The organism is Paucilactobacillus oligofermentans DSM 15707 = LMG 22743 (assembly GCF_001434315.1).
Classification (GTDB): domain Bacteria; phylum Bacillota; class Bacilli; order Lactobacillales; family Lactobacillaceae; genus Paucilactobacillus; species Paucilactobacillus oligofermentans.
In genome coordinates, this window is sequence record NZ_AZFE01000031.1 from 147,861 (window position 1) to 165,370 (window position 17,510).

Below are 17,510 nucleotides of genomic sequence, written 5' to 3' on the forward strand. Positions count from 1 at the left end.
AACTATTAACAAAGCGGAAGACGGGATTCGAACCCGCGACCCCCACCATGGCAAGGTGATGTTCTACCACTGAACTACTTCCGCAAATGCTTTGTTATCGGCTATCCGACTTAAAATATATTACGCTATATCCTTAATTATGTCAACGAAATGAGGGAAGTTTATACTAAAAATCTAGTGTTTTAATAATAAACTATCAAAGATATCTACTATATAGCATATTAGGAGAAAAAGAGTAAAAAAAAATGACCATCATAAGATAGTCAATTCCTTTAAAGGCGTAACATGCCGACTAGAGGATTCGAACCTCCGACCCCCTGTTTACAAGACAGGTGCTCTGCCAACTGAGCTAAGTCGGCAATTATGCGGATGAAGGGAATCGAACCCCCACATCTAAAAGATACAAGAACCTAAATCTTGCGCGTCTGCCAGTTCCGCCACATCCGCAAATGTGTATTAAATTATTGCTTTCACTATCCGAGTGAAATGGAGGATACAGGGTTCGAACCTGTGACATCCTGCTTGTAAGGCAGACGCTCTCCCAGCTGAGCTAATCCTCCATTGATCACATCGCCATAAGACAACTATATTACTTTATCATGGTCTAAAATGCTTGTCAACGGTATTTAAACACATTTCTTTGAAAAATTATAGTTTCAACCTGACGATATGAGCAAATATTACTTAATTGCTAATTCTTTAAGCTTTTCGTCAATAACAGCTAACACTGCTACTTCAGCTTCGTGACTTTCCACAAAGTTAAATTTATCGCCATCAATGGACAATTTAGGGCTCTTATCATACTTTTCAAACCATTCTGCATAACGTTCATTCAATGATTTGTAATAATCATACAAGCTTGGATCTTCATCAATTTGCTCATATGAACGCCCGCGTTTTTTAATTCGTTCCAACATCGTATCAAATGAAACTTGAACACAAATTAGTAAATCAGGGTTTTTCTTTTGTGGAACTGATGGTAATTCTTCCATCATATTTTGAACTAATGACTCATGAATTTCAGCTTCAGTAGTCGTTGCACGACCAAGATCAGCATTTAATCTAAATAACAACGGATCTTCAAAAATTGAACGATCTAACACATCAGTTGCGTGTGCCGAAGCATTCTTAATTTCTCCCAATCGTTTGTTTAAAAAATACATCTGTAATAAGAAACCATACTTCTTAGGATCTTTATAAAATAATGGCAAAATTTCATTGTCATCAACTGATTCATAAAAAGCTTGGCTATCTAAATGCTCCGCAATCATTTTCGTTAAACTAGTTTTACCAGCACCAATTGTTCCAGATAATACAATCATTATTAAGTCTCCTTGTTCAAATACGTCCGAATATTATTGTATCATCTTATTTTGTGTTTCGAGATTACCAGAATGTTACAAAACTAAAAACAGTGATTCATCGCATTTTAAACGAAGAATCACTGCAATATTTATTCAGAAATTGATTCTGATTTAGTTTTAGAAGTTAAATCAACATCTTTTAGTGGAATCAAATGTGTTTTATGTCGAATTTTATAATAGAAAAATAAAATTGCAAACAATGGCACACTCATGTAGGTAAACATGATTTTAGTCCAGTCCAGTTTAGCAAAAGCTGTCATATCTTGGCCAACAATTACTAACACACATAGAACTAAAGCTAGAATTGGTCCTAACGGGAACCAAGCAGCATGATACTTTAATTCACTCACTGAATGTCCTTGGGCAATAAAAGCGCGACGGAAACGTAAATGAGAAATTGCAATTCCGAGCCAGGCAATAAACCCAGTCAACCCACTGGCGGCAATCAAAAACTGATAAACTTGATTACCAAATATTCCAGTTAAAAAGGTCAACGCTCCAATCACAGTGGTTGCAACCACGGCATACATTGGAATCCCACGTAAATTAGTCAATCGGAATACTTTGGGTGCATAACCATCAAGTGAAAGTGAATACAACATTCTTGATGATGCATATAACCCTGAATTAGCAGATGAAACCACAGCCGTTAAGATAACGGCATTCATCACACTAGCAGCAGCTGCCAAACCAGCACGTTGGAAAACCAACGTAAAGGGACTCATTGCGATGTCAGTTTCTGATGAACCAAGTAAATTAGAACTAGTGTATGGCAAAATGCATGCAATCACGAAAATTGAAAGAATATAGAAAATTAAAATCCGCCAAAAAGTTGATTTAATTGCTTTAGGAATACTTGTCTGTGGATCATCAGATTCACCAGCAGTAATTCCGACTAGTTCAGTTCCTTGAAATGAAAATCCAGCAACTAAGAAAACTCCCAGTATTGGTCCAAAGCCGCCCACAAACGGAGCGTCTTTAACGGTTAAGTTCGATAATCCAACTGGTTTATCACCACCCAAAATCCCAACAATAATCAGTAATCCCACTACTAAGAAAATCACAACTGTAATAATTTTGACAATTGCCATCCAGAATTCCGCTTCACCAAAAGTGCTAACTGATAAACCATTAATTGCAAAAATAATCACCAGCGTAATTAAACTAAAAATCCAGCTTGGAACGTTGGGTAACCAGAAATTAACAACTACGCCAGCCGTCGTTATTTCGACGGCAATTGTAATCGCCCAATTAAACCAATAGTTCCATCCCATCGCAAATCCTAAAGCTGGATCTACAAATTTAGTGGAGTAGGCTGAAAACGAACCAGTCAGTGGCATATAAGTTGCCATCTCACCTAAACTAGTCATTAAGAAGAATACCATCATCCCCATAATTGCATACGCAACTAGTGCGCCACCTGGACCTGCTTGATGAATCACGGATCCACTGGCAATAAATAAGCCAGTTCCAATTGATCCACCTAACGCGATCATTGATAGATGTCTTGTCTTCAATCCACGCTTAACTTCGCTGTTCCCTGTATCTTGTGCTGCCATTTTAATCTCCTCCTTGCATAAAATGCAATGTGTTTATTTGATATAAAAGAGAGAGAAATGCCAAAAAATAAAAAAAAGATCCTTTTGTTTGTCACGCAAACAAAAAGACCCCTATTATTCCGGTCAAATCGTCGATAGCGCCCCGCAATTATCATTGCGACAGTCCCTGATTTATTAAACCAGGGCCCAACAGAATACTAAAATAAGTAGCCTTCCATTTCGGCATGGCACCCTTTCGATAATCCTCCAACGCTTATTCCGTCTAAGACTACCTAATGATGAGTCATGCAACCTCTTCTTTCGATATTAAAAATAATTATACACTATTTAATTAAAACCTCAATAGATTAAACTATTTTGGTTGTAGTAAACAAAAATAATCTAGTTCCAAATTAAATTGGTTTTCGTTCAAATTATTTGGTAGCTCACAAGGCTCAAATTTCATTCGTTTTAATACCGCTTTCGATGCTAAGTTATTAGTATGAGCCCCTGCATAAAGCACCGTAAACTTAGTTTCATCAAAATAAGCAACTATTAATTGAGTTAGCGCTTCACTCATTAATCCTTGTTGTCGCGATTCACGACGAAGTACAAAGCCAATTTCACATTCTCGGTTTGAATACTGATAATCCACTAAATACATTCGATAAAATACAACTAACCCCACTACTGTTTTCGCTTGTTTATCTCTTAAAATATAAACAACTGAACTGGGTGTTTTGGATAACATTGTTAATGCCAATATCCGTTCCGGATTTGAAGTTGGCAGCTTCAATCCACTAGTGACATTAAGCTCTTGATCTTCAAACATTGCCGAAAGGTCTTCAATATCAGCTAATGAAAATTTAGTAAGTACTAACCGTTCTGTCAGATACGTATCTTCCATAAGATATAAACTCCTAGCTAATAATAATGCCCCATAATTATTAGCTTTAAACTCTAATAATTATGGAGCATTTGTATTTATTTCATTAATTTAAACCAGGTATTACTTAATTAAGCATCTGCTTCTGGCATTACCACTGCGGCAATAATGTAAATTAAACCTAATGGAAAGAACCCAGTAAAGACCATTGCGGCTGCATAGAAGATTCTAATCATCGCTGCATCCCAACCATAGTGTTCTGCAAAGCCACCACAAACGCCTGCTAGTACTTTATCATGAGAACGATGTAATTTGTTATTCATTTCAAGCACCTCCAATTAAGCTAATTTTATTACTATATAAATCATAGCATAACTAGTGTCTACTACCAAATGATTTAAACTTCGGAATTAGCGACAAACTTCCATTTTTTAAGAATTGGCGCTAACCAGACATATAACCATTCAGATACTTGTAACCAAGCATAAGCTAATAAAATTGCCGCAATTGTATCACTTGGGTAATGAGCAAATAGGTACACTCGTGAAATTGCTAATAGAATCAAGAAGATTACCAATATTGCTGATAATAAGAAACGTTTAACACTACTTTGAATCAATGGAACTACAATAATAAATAAAATAGCAATTACTAAAAACATTCCAAATACGTGCCCACTTGGGAAACTATAACCATCATCAGCTTTTAAATGTTGTACTGGACGAGCCCGCTTAACAATTTCCTTTAATAGATAGGCAACAATATCACCACCCGCAACGGTCCCTAAAGCCCATATTGCTGGAATTTTATATTTAAATCCCCAGAGTAGAAATGCTAATATGACTGTATAAACAATCGCTAATTTCGGCTCACCCAGAAACGACACGATCGTCATTAACTTATCGCGAAAGCCAGTTTGTGTGGTTACAAAAAATCCTTGAATCAATGAATCTACTAGTTGAAATACAACTGAATTAAACATTACTAAACACGCAATGATAACTACAAAGATCCCTGACCACAGGAATCGTTTAATTCGATCTTGATCTTGTTCAATAAACATTTTAGTGCCCCCAAATAATTAGTTAGTCTTATCTTAGCATAGGTGACTATAAAATTTTTCTCAACTTTTAGTTAAGATTATATTTTTCGCAAAAAATTAGTCCTAAAATATAGCGAAAATTTATGATATAACTCACCTAACACAAATCCCATTGCCAGTGCACCGGCAATTACGATGACCTGGGCACAAAACGACCAGGCAGTTTGCGTATTCCCAATCGCAAAATTACGTACCATTTGATACGACTGCCCTCCAGGGACAAAGGAAACCAGGCTAGGAATATTAAAAATCATCATTGGCATTTTTTTGTACTTGGCTGCATACAGACTTGCCACACTAATTAAAAAGGCCGCCACCAAATTACCAAACGCAATCCCAACGCCTAAATGACTCATGGCTAAATAAATCCCCCATGATCCAGCGCCAATTAATCCAGCAACGTTAAATGCCTGATGCGGAATATTTAGTATAATACCGAAACAAATTGTGGCAATATAGGCCATAATCAGTTGAAAAATCATATTATCAAGTATCATTGGCTTCCTCCTAAATAAAATTCAACACGCAGACAATGCCACCAGCAATGGCAACGGCAGAAATCAGCGCTTCAAATGCTCGTGCCGGTCCGCTAATCAGATTACCACTAACTAGGTCCCTGACAGCGTTCGTAATTGGTACACCGGGAACTAACGGCATGATACCGCCAATAATAATATTATCAAAATGAACACCGAGACCAATTTTAACAGCAATCGCAGCCAAAATACCGATTATAAATGATGCAAAAAACTCGCTTAAAAATTGAACCTTAAATTTATGATTTAAAAAATAAAAAATAGCAAAGCCAATTCCACCAACGACAAATCCCGCTGGAGCATCAACATATTCATGAGTAAAAATAATTAATAAAACTGCACTCAACATAGCAGCGGCCAAAAACCGAATCCAAAAAGGAAAAGTCGCAGTTTCATTATCGATTCGATCCAACAATCTTACTAATTCTGGTAAATCAATCTCCCGTTGAGCGAATTTTCGCGATAATTCATTAACTCGCGCTACTTTATCTAAATCAATTGTACGATGATCAATACTTGCCACTTGGGCATTCGGATGATTATCAATTGAGATTACAATACCTGTAACCGTTACAAACATTTGAGCATTTTTAACACCAGCATTAAACGCAATGCGCTGCATCGTGTCGATAACTCTGGCCATTTCTGACCCATTTTCGATTAAAATTCTACCTGCTTGTAAACAAGCATTTAAAATATGTGTTTGTTTATCAAAACCCATATCCATGTAATCTCACCACCTTTAATTTGTCATCTTTTATTTTAGCTTAGTTTGTTCAACATGAAAACAAAAAAACTCCCAAAGCCGGACGGCTTTGGGAGTTAAGGATTAATTAAAATTAAGCCTTGTTTACGTTAACTGCTTGTGGTCCACGGTCGCTTTCTTCTACGTCGAAAGTTACTGCTTGGCCTTCATCAAGAGTCTTGAATCCGTCACCTTGGATAGCTGAGAAATGTACGAATACATCATTGCCATCTTCGCGAGTAATAAAACCAAAACCTTTATCTGCGTTAAACCATTTTACTGTTCCTTGTTCCATGTTGAAAATCCTCCTGTGCAATTGCACGTACGTTTTTTTGTAATTCATGTTCCGGTGCAAATTGGGGATATTCCAAACAATGAAACGATCGAACCAAAATTACCTTACTTAAACTACAAGACATAGTATAGCATACCAATTTTTAAAAAGATAGCTGATAACCACGACTTTATTAAGAAAAATGATATTTTTTAAGGTTAGCATGTAAGTTAACTAATTATCAGTCTTATTGAACAAAAATATTATGGGCTGCTTTAAATGAAATATTAATTTGATCACCGTCAACAAGCCGTTTAACAATTATGGGTCCCTCAAATGGTTCATGTTTCAGCACTTCAATTTTGGTATGAGCCATTACGCCAAGATCATGTAAATAAATTAATAAATCATGATTATCAATAATTCTTGCAATTTCAACTGTTTGACCATCCACAACATCTGCTAAAACGGCATTTGAGCTTTCTGGATAATTACCATCCTCATCCGGAATCACACCACCGTGTGGACAAAACTCTGGTTTACCTAAAAAGGTATATAGTGCAGCAGCTAACTTATCACTGGTTTGATGCTCCAATACTTCCGCTTCTGAATGAACGTCAGCAACCTCATACTTTAAATCATCAACCAAGAAGGTCTCCCATAAACGATGTTTTCTCACTAGCTCAATAGCCAATTGATGACCTAATTCAGTCAATGTAATCCCAGCATATGGTTCATGAATCACTAATTTTTCTTCAACCATCTTCGCAACCATTTCAGTAACTGATCCTGCTGCAACATCTAACCCGATGGCGATTTCTTTATTTGAAATCTTTCGTTCCGTCCCACCTAGTTCAAAAATAATTTTGATATAGTCTTCTTTCATCGGTGTCATAAGTTTAATTCGTAATTCTCCTTAGTTGTTCTTATATGATAGAATAAGCATATATATTCAATCGTGTTATTGTATTCAAGTTGCAAATAGCATATCATAATATTTAAGTTAGGACTACCTAAAAATAATTTCAACATAGATAATATTGCGTCATCAGGATAATTTACATAAACAAATCAACTAACTAGTGGAGGCTAAGTTGTGAAAGAGCAAATAACGGGTAAAAGATTTTTATGGGTAACAGTTCTTAATTTAATTATTACTTTTGTTGAAATTATTGGGGGCTTATTTTCCGGTAGTCTAGCATTACTTTCTGATGCTTTCCATAACTTGGGTGATTCGCTATCAATTATGCTTGGTTTCTTTGCTCAATTAATTGGGAAGCGACCTGAAACTGAACGTCAAACTTATGGCTATCGACGAGCTGAAATATTGTCTGCCTTACTTAACGCCCTATTTTTAATTATCGTTTCGGCTTTTCTCCTTATTGAAGCAATTAAACGTTTTTCAAGACCATCAACCATTGATGGTCCAGTGATGTTAACCGTGGCAGTGATTGGATTGCTAGCTAATTTAATTTCAGCCTTACTTCTCCATAAAGGTAGCAAAGGTAGTTTAAATATAAAGGCCACATACTTACACATTCTGAGCGATTCATTATCATCAGTTGGGGTAATTATTGGGGCTATCATCGTCACCATTTGGCACATTGATTGGATTGATCCGCTATTAACGATTGCGGTTGCCATTTTCATTTGCTTTGAAGCTTGGCCAATCATCAAACAAACTGTTACTATCCTAATGCAAGCATCCCCAAAATTAGACTATGATAGCATTAAGCAAGATATCGTTAATATTGAAGATGTTAATTCCGTCCATCACGTTCATGCTTGGATGATTGATGAACATCGAATTATCTTTTCAGCACATATTAACGTTTGTGATTTACCTATTAGTCAGGTAGAACCAATTTATATTAAAATAGAAACCCTGTTAAAAGATAAATATGACATTGGTCATGTCACTATTCAAGCAGAAGTCGGCCGTGGAATCGATGAAACATTATTTAATACTCCCGCTGACAAAAATGAAGATCAATAAATATTAGTTCAAAATTCAAGTTAGAATTTTGAACTATTTTTTCACAAAAAAACAGTACTAACCAAAATACGGTTAATACTGATATAAAATCTAGTCTTCATTATTAATAATCGTTACCATTGGAATAATTACAGGTCGGCGACCAGTTTGAGCATACAATAATTTTTGAAGACGACTAACAATCGTCCGGTTAAGTGCACGTTCATCAATTTTCTTTCGACTCTTGAAAGTATTCAAGATAGCCCAGAAAACTTCATGATTAGCAGCTTTAATTAATTCTTGTGATTCATGCATATACACAAAGCCACGAGAAACAATATCTGGACCAGCTACAATCTGGTGATCTTTAAGGTCAACAACTGCAATTGCAGTAACAACCCCTTCTTCTGACAATAGTCGACGTTCCCGAATTTCAGGATTACCAACACTATCACCAACATCACGACCATCGATGTAAACATCGCCAGCAGTTTCAATATGATCAGCAATTCGTGCAGAGTCCTTAGTTAAGGCTAGCACATCACCATTTTCCATCGTGAAGCGATTTTCTTTAGGAATACCCGTTAATTCAGCTAGTTTTGAATGAACTTCAAGCATTCTAAACTCACCATGAATTGGCATAAAGAATTTAGGCTTCATTAATCGAAGCATCAATTCTTGTTCAAGTTGACCACCATGACCAGAAGCATGAATATTGTTCAAATATCCATGAACTACTTCAGCACCAGCTTCATCCAGTTTATTAATTAATTGGTTAACACTAGTAGTGTTACCAGGAATTGGATTACTTGAAAATACAACTGTATCCCCTGGTTGAATCGTAATCTGACGATGTGTTCCAGCCGCAATTCGGCTAAGCGCAGCCATTGGTTCACCTTGCGATCCAGTACACATAATCAATACCTTTTCAGGTGGGTATGAATTAATCTCATTAGGATCAATCAGAACTTCTTCTGGAATATTTAAATATCCAAGTTCTTGTCCAGCAGCAATAGCATTTTCCATGCTTCGTCCAACGACAGCAATCATCCGTCCTTGACGCATTGCTTCATCAGAAGCTTCACGCAAACGATATACATTAGAAGCAAATGAAGCAAAAATAATCCGACCCTTAATTTTTTCAAATACTCGACGAATATGAACGTCAACCCATTGTTCTGATTTAGAGAACTCTGGTCGTTCAGCATTAGTACTATCAGAAGCTAGTAATAACACACCATTTTCACCGAGGGCGGCCATTTTTTGTAAGTTAGGTGAAGGAAGTCCACCTACTGGAGTCAAATCAAATTTAAAATCTCCAGTTTCAACAATTGTTCCTTGTGGTGTATGAACTGCAACTCCTAATGCATCCGGAATTGAATGAGTGGTTCGGAAGAATGATACTGACATCTTATTGAATTTAAGAATTGTGTCTTCTTGAACTTCAATCAATTCAGCCGTACGGAGTAAGTGTTTTTCTTCTAACTTACCCTTAATCAATGACAACGCAAATGGTCCTGAATAGATAGGAACGTTCACTTGTTGTAAGAAGAATGGCAATCCACCAATGTGATCTTCATGTCCATGGGTAATAACGATGGCTTTGATTTTGTCTTTGTTTTCAACTAAATAAGTATAGTCTTGGATAACATAATCCACACCTAATAGTTCATCTTCGGGAAATAAAACCCCACAATCAATGACAATAATTTCATCTTGAAATTGCACACAATACATGTTTTTACCGATTTCACCCAGTCCACCCAGTGCATAAAACGCAACTTCATTGTTGTTAATATTTAATTTTTGCATATCTACCTTGTTCCTTTTTAAGTTTATTTATATATGTATTTCGTTTTAACACGAATAACTGCTATGTTCCCAATATTAAAATGGTCCCCGCCCTATTTTTAAATGTAAACAATCCTAATAGTGTTCCCAATCAATTTAACCTTGAAAACTTCATTTATTTATCCGTTCGTTCGCTATCATCAAGTATATCATAATGCTTTCTAAAATGATAACCCTAGCGATTTAAAATAAAAAAAGCAATCAATTCAATTAGATTGATTGCTACCTATTGTTCTTCATCAATTAACTGCATTTTGACACCATCTAAGCCAACCATGGCAACGAGCTTTTTATCTGGTATTCCTTCAACTTGTCCCATATTAACAGCACATTTTCCATCAATCTCTTCTATTGAAACAAATCTTTCAACCATTACTTTGCGTAAAACTTCAATTGTTTCTTTTTTTCCATTAGCTTTTTCCACGGAAACGGGCAATGTGTACCCTTCATCAGAAAAATGTTTAATCATATGAACCCGAGCTAATGTTTCCATTGAATATTTACGGTTTTGGCCACTTTGAATTTGAATGGGATGGATGTAGCCTTTACTTTCCCAATAACGTAATTTGCTTTGGGAAACTTGCGTAACTCGTGCTAAATCACCAATTCCAAACTGCATCATTTTTTTATCAAAGACTTCTTTTAACTCTGTAGGAACTGCAATCAACTTTTTACTTCCTTTCGAAAACTAATAGTGGTATTATATCAAAGTTGTTTTCATTTTAATAGCTTATATAAAATTAGTATATATTTCCTAACGTCTTTGTCAAGTTATTTGACAAAGATTGAAAATAAGTTTAAAGTAGCAAACATGCAAATTTAGAAAAGAGGTATTTTACGTTGACAAAAAATGTAGACGTTAACGGAAAGCCTTATAGTCGTGGAGTATTAATCGCTCTTCTATTAGTAGGTGTTTTCTGTACTGTATTGAACCAAACTATTTTAACCACTGCTTTCCCTGCTTTAATGAAAGCTTTTGATATTAGCACCTCAACCGTTCAATGGTTGACGACCGGATTTCTAATGGTCAATGGGATTATGATTCCCGTTAGTGCCTTTTTAAGTTCACGTTTTCCAACTAAATGGTTATACATCATTGCCATGGTTATTTTCGAAATCGGAACTATTATGGCCTGGGTTGCTCCTAGCTTCCAAGTCCTACTCGCTGGACGTTTAGTTCAAGCCGTTGGGGTTGGGATTACAATGCCACTAATGCAAACAATTATGTTAAGCATTTTCCCCGCAAGTAGTCGTGGTTCTGCCATGGGAATGGCTGGAATCGTGGTTGGTCTTGCACCGGCTCTTGGACCTACCCTTTCTGGATGGGTTATTGATAACTTTACTTGGCGTGATTTATTTGGAATGATTGTTCCAATCGTCGCTGTTGTTATTATTTTAAGCTTTTTCTTTATGAGAAATGTTATTAAAACCACTAAGCCAAAATTAGATGTCTTATCATTAATTCTTTCAACTGCTGGATTCGGTAGCTTACTATTTGGATTCTCTTCTGTTGGAACTGATGGATGGACTAGCTTTAAAGTTCTTGGAACAATTATTCTGGGTGTGCTATTAATCGCATTCTTTACTTATCGTCAATTACACGTTAAAAATCCATTCTTGGAACTTCGCGTATTCAAGTCTAAAGAATTTACAATTGCCACCGTTTTAAGTTCTGTTGCCATGGTTGCAATGGTCGGAGCCGAAATGATCTTACCACTATACCTTCAAAATGTTCATGGTATGTCAGCCTTTGACTCTGGTCTTGCGCTCTTACCTGGTGCATTAATGATGGGTGTTATGAGTCCAATCACTGGTAATTTATTTGATAAATATGGTGCTAAACGCTTAGCTATGGTTGGTATGTTCTTACTAACCGTTGCTACAATCCCATTTATCTTCATTACTCCTGATACACCAACGATTTATATCACTATGTTATATGCCGTACGTTTATTCGGGATTTCAATGGTTATGATGCCAACAACTACTGCTGCTATGAACTCATTATCAATGGATATGATTTCTCACGGAACAGCAGTTAATAACACCACTCGTCAAATCGCTAGTTCAATGGGTACAGCTGTGTTAGTTTCAGTTCTTTCGAACGTTACTACTAATAACATGCCTGCTAAGAGCTTACTTAAGATCACCCCATTTGATTATAAAGTTAAAGCAGTTGATGCTGTTATGAACGGTTATTCAGCAGCCTTTATTATCGCCGTTGCCTTTAGTGCAATTGGTTTAATCATCGCTTTCTTCTTAAGCAGCAATAAAAATAGAATTAAAGTAAATATCGATATGAAAGGAGATGCTAAATAATGGTCTTAATCACATTAGTTATCGGTGCAATTGCATTTTTCCTTGCATTCATGTTTACCTTTAAACCTGTTAGTCGAGTAATCGCATTATTGGTTTCTGGGATCATATTAATCGGTTCAATCGTTTTAATGGTTGCCAATTACCAAAATCACTTTGGGATGGAAAAGGAAACGACGACGACTTCAACTGAAATTTACTCAGCATCTAACTCTGATACCATGCCAATGATGCTTTATAAGCAAGTTGGTACTTCAGGTAAGAACAATGTTTATGTTTACAACTTGAAATCAAGTCAAAAAACTCCTAACCATACTAACGCAGATGAATATACTACTAACAAAGTTACAACTACTAGTAGCACCACTGCCAAACTTCAAACTAAAACAACTCGTTGGGTTTGGAAAAGTGACTTTTACAAGAATCTCTACCTATGGTCAGGTATGAATAACACAATTGTTAAACGTGTAAATAACTTTGAATTACCAAAAACTTGGGTAACTGTTTCAACCACCCAAGCTGCTACTTTACAAAAAGCAATGGCCAGCATGACGACTGAACAACAAACTGCTAGCAAAACTGCTGGAACTCAGTATGTTAACCAAGCAGTCACTGCAGCCATGACTAAAAATCCAACCATGTCATCATCTGAACAAGTTGCGATTGCCAAAGAAGCACAAATTGAATATTCATCACAAGTTCTAAAACAAGCACTTGCATCAAGTAAATAATAATTTCTAGAAGAGACTTTAATTAAGTCTCTTTTTTTGTGCTTTTAGTCTGCTGATTTATGTTATAGTTTTAGCTATCGATATTTATTAAGAAAGGCATTTAATTATGAATACAGAGTTAACTTTCCAAGCTGGAATTAAAGATGTAATTCCAACCCTGCTTGGCTATATCGGCGTCGGACTCGCCTATGGAATTGTTGCCCAAACTTCACATTTAAGTCTCTTAACGGTTGCTTTACTATGCTTAATCGTCTATGCGGGAGCTGCACAATTTGCCATTACAACGATGTTGGTTAGTGTTAGTCCCATCACAACCATCATCTTGTCCGTTTTCCTAATTAATTCACGGATGATTCTTATGAGCACCTCAATGGCCCAATATTTCAAACAAGAATCCCTCAAAGCTAATATTGCCATTGGCACGTTGTTAACTGATGAAACCTTTGCTTTAGGTATGAATAAAGCTTCCATTACGAATGGTAAATTAAATTTTAAATGGTTTAATGCCACTAACTTAGTCGCTTATTTTGTCTGGTGTATTGCTTGTTTAATTGGTGTTTTAGCGGGAAATTTAATTACTGATCCACAGGCATTGGGTCTTGATTTTGCAATCATCTCAATGTTTATTGGCTTGCTATATCTCCAAATGATCAGTGATCGTCGCCGAAAATTATCAATTCAATTATCAGTTGTGTTAGTCGTATTAATCTCATTCATCATTTATGGTCGTTTCTTAAATACTGAAATTTCCCTCTTATTATCAGTTTTAACCGCATGTTTAGTTGGGATGGTGCTCGAAGATGAACATTAATACTTATACTCTATTGACCATTCTGGGCTGTGGTTTAGTTACTTGGTTATCAAGAGTTATTCCATTTATTTTAGTTAAAAATTTTACAGTGCCACGACCAGTTATCCGTTTTTTATCTTTTGTCCCGGTCGCAATAATGGCAGCACTATTCATTGAAAGCGTCCTTTCTTTTAAACCAGGTCATTGGGCAACCATTGAATGGCCCCAAATGTTAGCCTCAATTCCAGCATTTGCGACTGCCATTATTACCAAAAGTTTATTAATGATCTGCATAGTTGGAATTATTTCGATGGCCGTAATTCGCTATTTTAATTTAGGAATGTAGTAAGAACTAATTATATTAGTTCTTTTTTTGTCCAAACGATTAGTTTCTTGCACTAACAAAGAAAGCGCTTTATACTTCTGTTGTAAACCTACATTATAATCGAGGAGAAAATATTATGAGCAAAGTTTTTGTATCAGCTAAATTACCAGCAATTACGATTACGAAGCTGGAAAATGCCAATATTAATACCACTGTTTATTCAGGTAATACTTTAATTTCTCAAGCAGAATTATTATCGTCAGTTACCGATATTGATTTTCTAATTACCGCTTTATCAACTAAAGTTGACCAAGAAGTTATCGATAATGCTCCAAATTTAAAAATCATTGCTAACTTTGGTGCTGGTTTTAACAATATCGATATTGAATATGCCAAACAAAAAGGAATTTTGGTCACTAACACCCCTTTAGTATCAACTAATTCAGTTGCTGAAGTCACCATTGGCTTACTACTTGCCTTAAGTCACCGAATCGTTGAAGGTGATGCCTTAATGCGAGCAGATGGTTTCCCTGGCTGGTCACCACTATACTTTTTAGGCCATGAAATTGCTGGTCAACGACTTGGAATTGTGGGTATGGGAAGTATTGGTCGAGACGTTGCTAAAAAAGCTCGTGCAATGTCGATGGACGTTCAATATTGGCAACCACATCAATTATCAGATCCAGAAGAAAGAAGTCTGGGAGTTCATTACGTTTCATTTGAGCAACTAATTAACACTAGTGACTTCATTAGTATTAATGCCCCTCAAACGAAAACCAATTTCCATCAATTCAATCAAGACGTTTTTAAGCAAATGAAATCAACTGCATCAATTATTAATGTTGGGCGTGGTCCCATTATCGATGAAAAGGCCTTATTAAAAGCTCTACAAGATAAAACCATAGCTGGAGCTGCACTTGATGTTTATGAACATGAGCCTAACATTGAAGACGGATTAGCCGATCTTAAAAATGTAATCATTACTCCACATATTGGTAATGCCACCGTTGAAGCCCGTGATGCCATGGGAACAATCGTGGCTGATAATGTAGTGGCGGTTTTCAAAAATGAATTACCAAAATATATTGTTAACAAATAACCATCAAAAAACAGTGATGAGCAAAAATGCTCATCACTGTTTTAATTTAATTAACGATTCAAAATATCACTCATATCTTTTGGTAGTTCAGCTTGAAATTCCATTGGTTGTTGCGTAAATGGATCAACAAAACTTAATGATTTTGCATGTAAGGCTTGTCTTGCAATCAAATCTTGTGGGCCACCATATAATTCATCTCCAAGTAACGGATGACCTATATGAGTTAAATGGACACGAATTTGATGTGTCCGACCCGTATGCAATTTGACTTCTAATTCAGTCCAATCTGCGCCGGTTTGTTTAACCCAGTATTCAGTTTTAGCTTTTTTACCATCAGGTCGCACAACTCGTCTTGGTGAATTTTCGATTTGTCCAATCGAAGCTTCAATTAAATCATGTTCAGGTTCCAGAATTCCACTAACGATTGCAGTATAACGCTTATCAAGTTCATGATTTTCGACTTGATGTGAAATCATACTTTGCGAAACACGATTTTTAGCAATTAACACTAATCCTGAGGTAAATCGATCCAATCGAATAATTAAGGTTGGTCGTAAATCAGGCGCATTATTTGTTACCAAATATCCCTTTACGCGATTCAATAAAGTATCGGTTGAATTCGTTGGCCCGGGAATTGAGCTTAATCCGGCTGGTTTATTAACCACCAACCAATTTGCATCTTCAAAAACAACCTCAATCGGTTCATTACTAATCTCAACTTCTGAATCTTCAGTAACTGGTTTCGTCACTAGAGTCACCACTTCGCCGGGTTCAATGATAGTTGTAATTGGTTCCACCTTCGCATTCATGCGAAACACGCCATCACCATATTTAATGTCAGCTAACAACCGATGACCTAAACCAACCTGTGACATGAATCTTTTAATCGTAACCGGTTTATCACCTTTGTATTGCCATTGATATTCAGCCATATTTTCTCTTTTCTCTCACGTTCAATTATTTAGTCATCTTTAATTATACATAAAGATTCGCTAGATACGAATAATATTTATACTTACTTTTGTTTCGAGTTAACTTCATAGGTTAAATATTTATCTAAGAAGGTCCGAACTTGCTGTTTATATTCAGCCTGATTAATCCAAAAACTTTCAGCGTGTGTAGCATTTGGCACCAGCCATTTTTCTTTAGGCGCTGACGTTGCCGCAAAATTTTCATTCAACATATTTGCTGGTACATACACATCCTTTTCACCATGAATAAAGAAAATCGGCCGTGTATTCTTTTTAAGCTGATCAACTGAAGAAACATTACGCAAATCAAATCCTTGGCGCCGATGATTAATTAAATTAACAGCTGGTACAAATGGATATTTAGGTAAATGGAAGATTCTCTTAAGTAAGTAGCTTAATTCATCACCAATATTAGAATAGCCACAATCAGCAATAATTGCACGTACTTGTTCTGGTAATGGTTCACCACTCACCATTTCGACCGTCGCGCCACCCATTGAAACACCAAATAAGATAATTCGTGAATTTCTTCCATTTTGTTCAATAACCGTATGAATCCAATTTAGGTAATCTAACCGATCAAGCCAACCAAACGTAATATACTTTCCGGCTGACCTACCATGTGCTCGATTATCTGGTAATAGTACGTTATATCCTAACTCATGGAACATCCGAGCGTAACTAGACATTGTCTCCCCATTACCTTTATAACCATGGGCAATAATTACCGTATCAGTTGTCCGAAATGCTGCCGGAACATACGTCGCAGTCAAACGTTTATTTTTATCGTCTTCATTTAATAACCATTGTTCCGTATCTGGTTGATCATTTAGCCAATCTACACCTTCAAAGTAGCTTTCCGCGTACTTTTGTTTATCGGCTGATGTTTCTGGTACCTTATCCACCCGATCAAAAACAAATGAAAATAATTTTTCAGATATTCCCGCAACCCCTGCAGCTACAATAAATGGTGCTGCAATTCTAGTTAACTTTCTCTTTTTCCCCAT

The 17,510-nt window shown here is 36.2% G+C and carries 19 protein-coding genes, 4 tRNA genes and 1 riboswitch; of the genes, 6 read left to right on the plus strand and 17 right to left on the minus strand.

The genetic code is table 11. From position 1 onward, the window contains the following. Positions 1 to 12 precede the first annotated feature (12 nt). The 13 genes from FC70_RS04375 to FC70_RS04435 form a co-directional block, all read right to left on the minus strand. Positions 13 to 84 (minus strand) — tRNA-Gly (locus FC70_RS04375). Positions 85 to 286: 202 nt separating this feature from the next. Further along, a tRNA-Thr gene (locus FC70_RS04380) sits at positions 287 to 359 on the minus strand. 5 nt (positions 360 to 364) lie between these two features. Beyond that, positions 365 to 447 (minus strand) — tRNA-Leu (locus FC70_RS04385). Positions 448 to 487: 40 nt separating this feature from the next. Then, positions 488 to 560: transfer RNA gene (locus FC70_RS04390), tRNA-Val, on the minus strand. A gap of 120 nt (positions 561 to 680) precedes the next feature. Then, on the minus strand, positions 681 to 1,322 hold the full coding sequence (locus FC70_RS04395) for a deoxynucleoside kinase (RefSeq protein ID WP_057889788.1): 642 nt from the start codon (positions 1,320 to 1,322) through the stop codon (positions 681 to 683). Positions 1,323 to 1,453: 131 nt separating this feature from the next. Next, positions 1,454 to 2,923 carry an amino acid permease gene (locus FC70_RS04400; protein WP_057889789.1) on the minus strand — a complete coding sequence of 490 codons (1,470 nt, stop codon included), beginning with the start codon at positions 2,921 to 2,923 and terminating at the stop codon, positions 1,454 to 1,456. A 127-nt stretch (positions 2,924 to 3,050) separates the two neighbouring features. Next, a riboswitch (Lysine riboswitch) is annotated at positions 3,051 to 3,228 on the minus strand. 47 nt (positions 3,229 to 3,275) lie between these two features. After that, positions 3,276 to 3,809, minus strand: a complete 534-nt coding sequence (locus FC70_RS04405; RefSeq protein WP_057889790.1) for a GNAT family N-acetyltransferase — start codon at positions 3,807 to 3,809, stop codon at positions 3,276 to 3,278. 110 nt (positions 3,810 to 3,919) lie between these two features. Next, the gene (locus FC70_RS04410; RefSeq protein WP_057889791.1) at positions 3,920 to 4,111 is read right to left on the minus strand and encodes a PspC domain-containing protein; all 192 of its coding nucleotides are present in this window, start codon (positions 4,109 to 4,111) and stop codon (positions 3,920 to 3,922) included. A 74-nt stretch (positions 4,112 to 4,185) separates the two neighbouring features. Beyond that, positions 4,186 to 4,851: a phosphatase PAP2 family protein gene (locus FC70_RS04415; RefSeq protein WP_057889792.1), complete on the minus strand. Its 666-nt coding sequence runs from the start codon at positions 4,849 to 4,851 to the stop codon at positions 4,186 to 4,188. A 77-nt stretch (positions 4,852 to 4,928) separates the two neighbouring features. Then, a complete protein-coding gene (locus FC70_RS04420; RefSeq protein ID WP_057889793.1) occupies positions 4,929 to 5,387 on the minus strand; it encodes a threonine/serine exporter family protein in 459 nt (152 codons plus the stop codon). Positions 5,388 to 5,397: 10 nt separating this feature from the next. After that, positions 5,398 to 6,147, minus strand: a complete 750-nt coding sequence (locus FC70_RS04425; RefSeq protein ID WP_057890281.1) for a threonine/serine exporter family protein — start codon at positions 6,145 to 6,147, stop codon at positions 5,398 to 5,400. 118 nt (positions 6,148 to 6,265) lie between these two features. Beyond that, positions 6,266 to 6,466 carry a cold-shock protein gene (locus tag FC70_RS04430; protein WP_057889794.1) on the minus strand — a complete coding sequence of 67 codons (201 nt, stop codon included), beginning with the start codon at positions 6,464 to 6,466 and terminating at the stop codon, positions 6,266 to 6,268. A 226-nt stretch (positions 6,467 to 6,692) separates the two neighbouring features. Next, a complete protein-coding gene (locus FC70_RS04435; protein WP_057889795.1) occupies positions 6,693 to 7,340 on the minus strand; it encodes a metal-dependent transcriptional regulator in 648 nt (215 codons plus the stop codon). Positions 7,341 to 7,541: 201 nt separating this feature from the next. Between FC70_RS04435 and FC70_RS04440 the strand changes: the two genes are divergently transcribed. Then, complete coding sequence (locus FC70_RS04440; RefSeq protein WP_057889796.1) at positions 7,542 to 8,441, plus strand: cation diffusion facilitator family transporter; 900 nt, start codon at positions 7,542 to 7,544, stop codon at positions 8,439 to 8,441. A 90-nt stretch (positions 8,442 to 8,531) separates the two neighbouring features. Here FC70_RS04440 and rnjA read toward each other — a convergent pair whose 3' ends face one another. Both rnjA and FC70_RS04450 read right to left on the minus strand, forming a co-directional pair. Then, positions 8,532 to 10,232 (minus strand): ribonuclease J1, encoded by a 1,701-nt coding sequence (rnjA, locus tag FC70_RS04445; protein WP_083478640.1) that lies wholly within the window; start codon positions 10,230 to 10,232, stop codon positions 8,532 to 8,534. Between the two features lie 265 nt (positions 10,233 to 10,497). Beyond that, positions 10,498 to 10,938 carry a MerR family transcriptional regulator gene (locus FC70_RS04450; RefSeq protein WP_057889797.1) on the minus strand — a complete coding sequence of 147 codons (441 nt, stop codon included), beginning with the start codon at positions 10,936 to 10,938 and terminating at the stop codon, positions 10,498 to 10,500. Between the two features lie 173 nt (positions 10,939 to 11,111). Here FC70_RS04450 and FC70_RS04455 point away from each other — a divergent pair, with 173 nt between their 5' ends. The 5 genes from FC70_RS04455 to FC70_RS04475 all read left to right on the plus strand — a co-directional run bounded on the left by FC70_RS04455 (position 11,112) and on the right by FC70_RS04475 (position 15,532). Continuing rightward, on the plus strand, positions 11,112 to 12,590 hold the full coding sequence (locus FC70_RS04455) for an MDR family MFS transporter (protein WP_057889798.1): 1,479 nt from the start codon (positions 11,112 to 11,114) through the stop codon (positions 12,588 to 12,590). Beyond that, positions 12,590 to 13,318, plus strand: a complete 729-nt coding sequence (locus FC70_RS04460) for a DUF4811 domain-containing protein (RefSeq protein WP_057889799.1) — start codon at positions 12,590 to 12,592, stop codon at positions 13,316 to 13,318. The genes FC70_RS04455 and FC70_RS04460 overlap by 1 nt, the downstream gene beginning before the upstream one ends. Positions 13,319 to 13,424: 106 nt before the next feature. After that, on the plus strand, positions 13,425 to 14,129 hold the full coding sequence (locus FC70_RS04465; protein ID WP_057889800.1) for an AzlC family ABC transporter permease: 705 nt from the start codon (positions 13,425 to 13,427) through the stop codon (positions 14,127 to 14,129). After that, positions 14,119 to 14,454 (plus strand): AzlD domain-containing protein, encoded by a 336-nt coding sequence (locus FC70_RS04470; protein ID WP_057889801.1) that lies wholly within the window; start codon positions 14,119 to 14,121, stop codon positions 14,452 to 14,454. The genes FC70_RS04465 and FC70_RS04470 overlap by 11 nt, the downstream gene beginning before the upstream one ends. A 115-nt stretch (positions 14,455 to 14,569) precedes the next feature. Next, complete coding sequence (locus FC70_RS04475) at positions 14,570 to 15,532, plus strand: 2-hydroxyacid dehydrogenase family protein (protein ID WP_057889802.1); 963 nt, start codon at positions 14,570 to 14,572, stop codon at positions 15,530 to 15,532. Positions 15,533 to 15,582: 50 nt separating this feature from the next. Here the strand turns inward: FC70_RS04475 and FC70_RS04480 are convergent, their stop codons facing one another. Then, positions 15,583 to 16,464, minus strand: a complete 882-nt coding sequence (locus tag FC70_RS04480; RefSeq protein WP_057889803.1) for an RluA family pseudouridine synthase — start codon at positions 16,462 to 16,464, stop codon at positions 15,583 to 15,585. 83 nt (positions 16,465 to 16,547) lie between these two features. Beyond that, positions 16,548 to 17,510 carry an alpha/beta hydrolase gene (locus FC70_RS04485; protein WP_057889804.1) on the minus strand — a complete coding sequence of 321 codons (963 nt, stop codon included), beginning with the start codon at positions 17,508 to 17,510 and terminating at the stop codon, positions 16,548 to 16,550.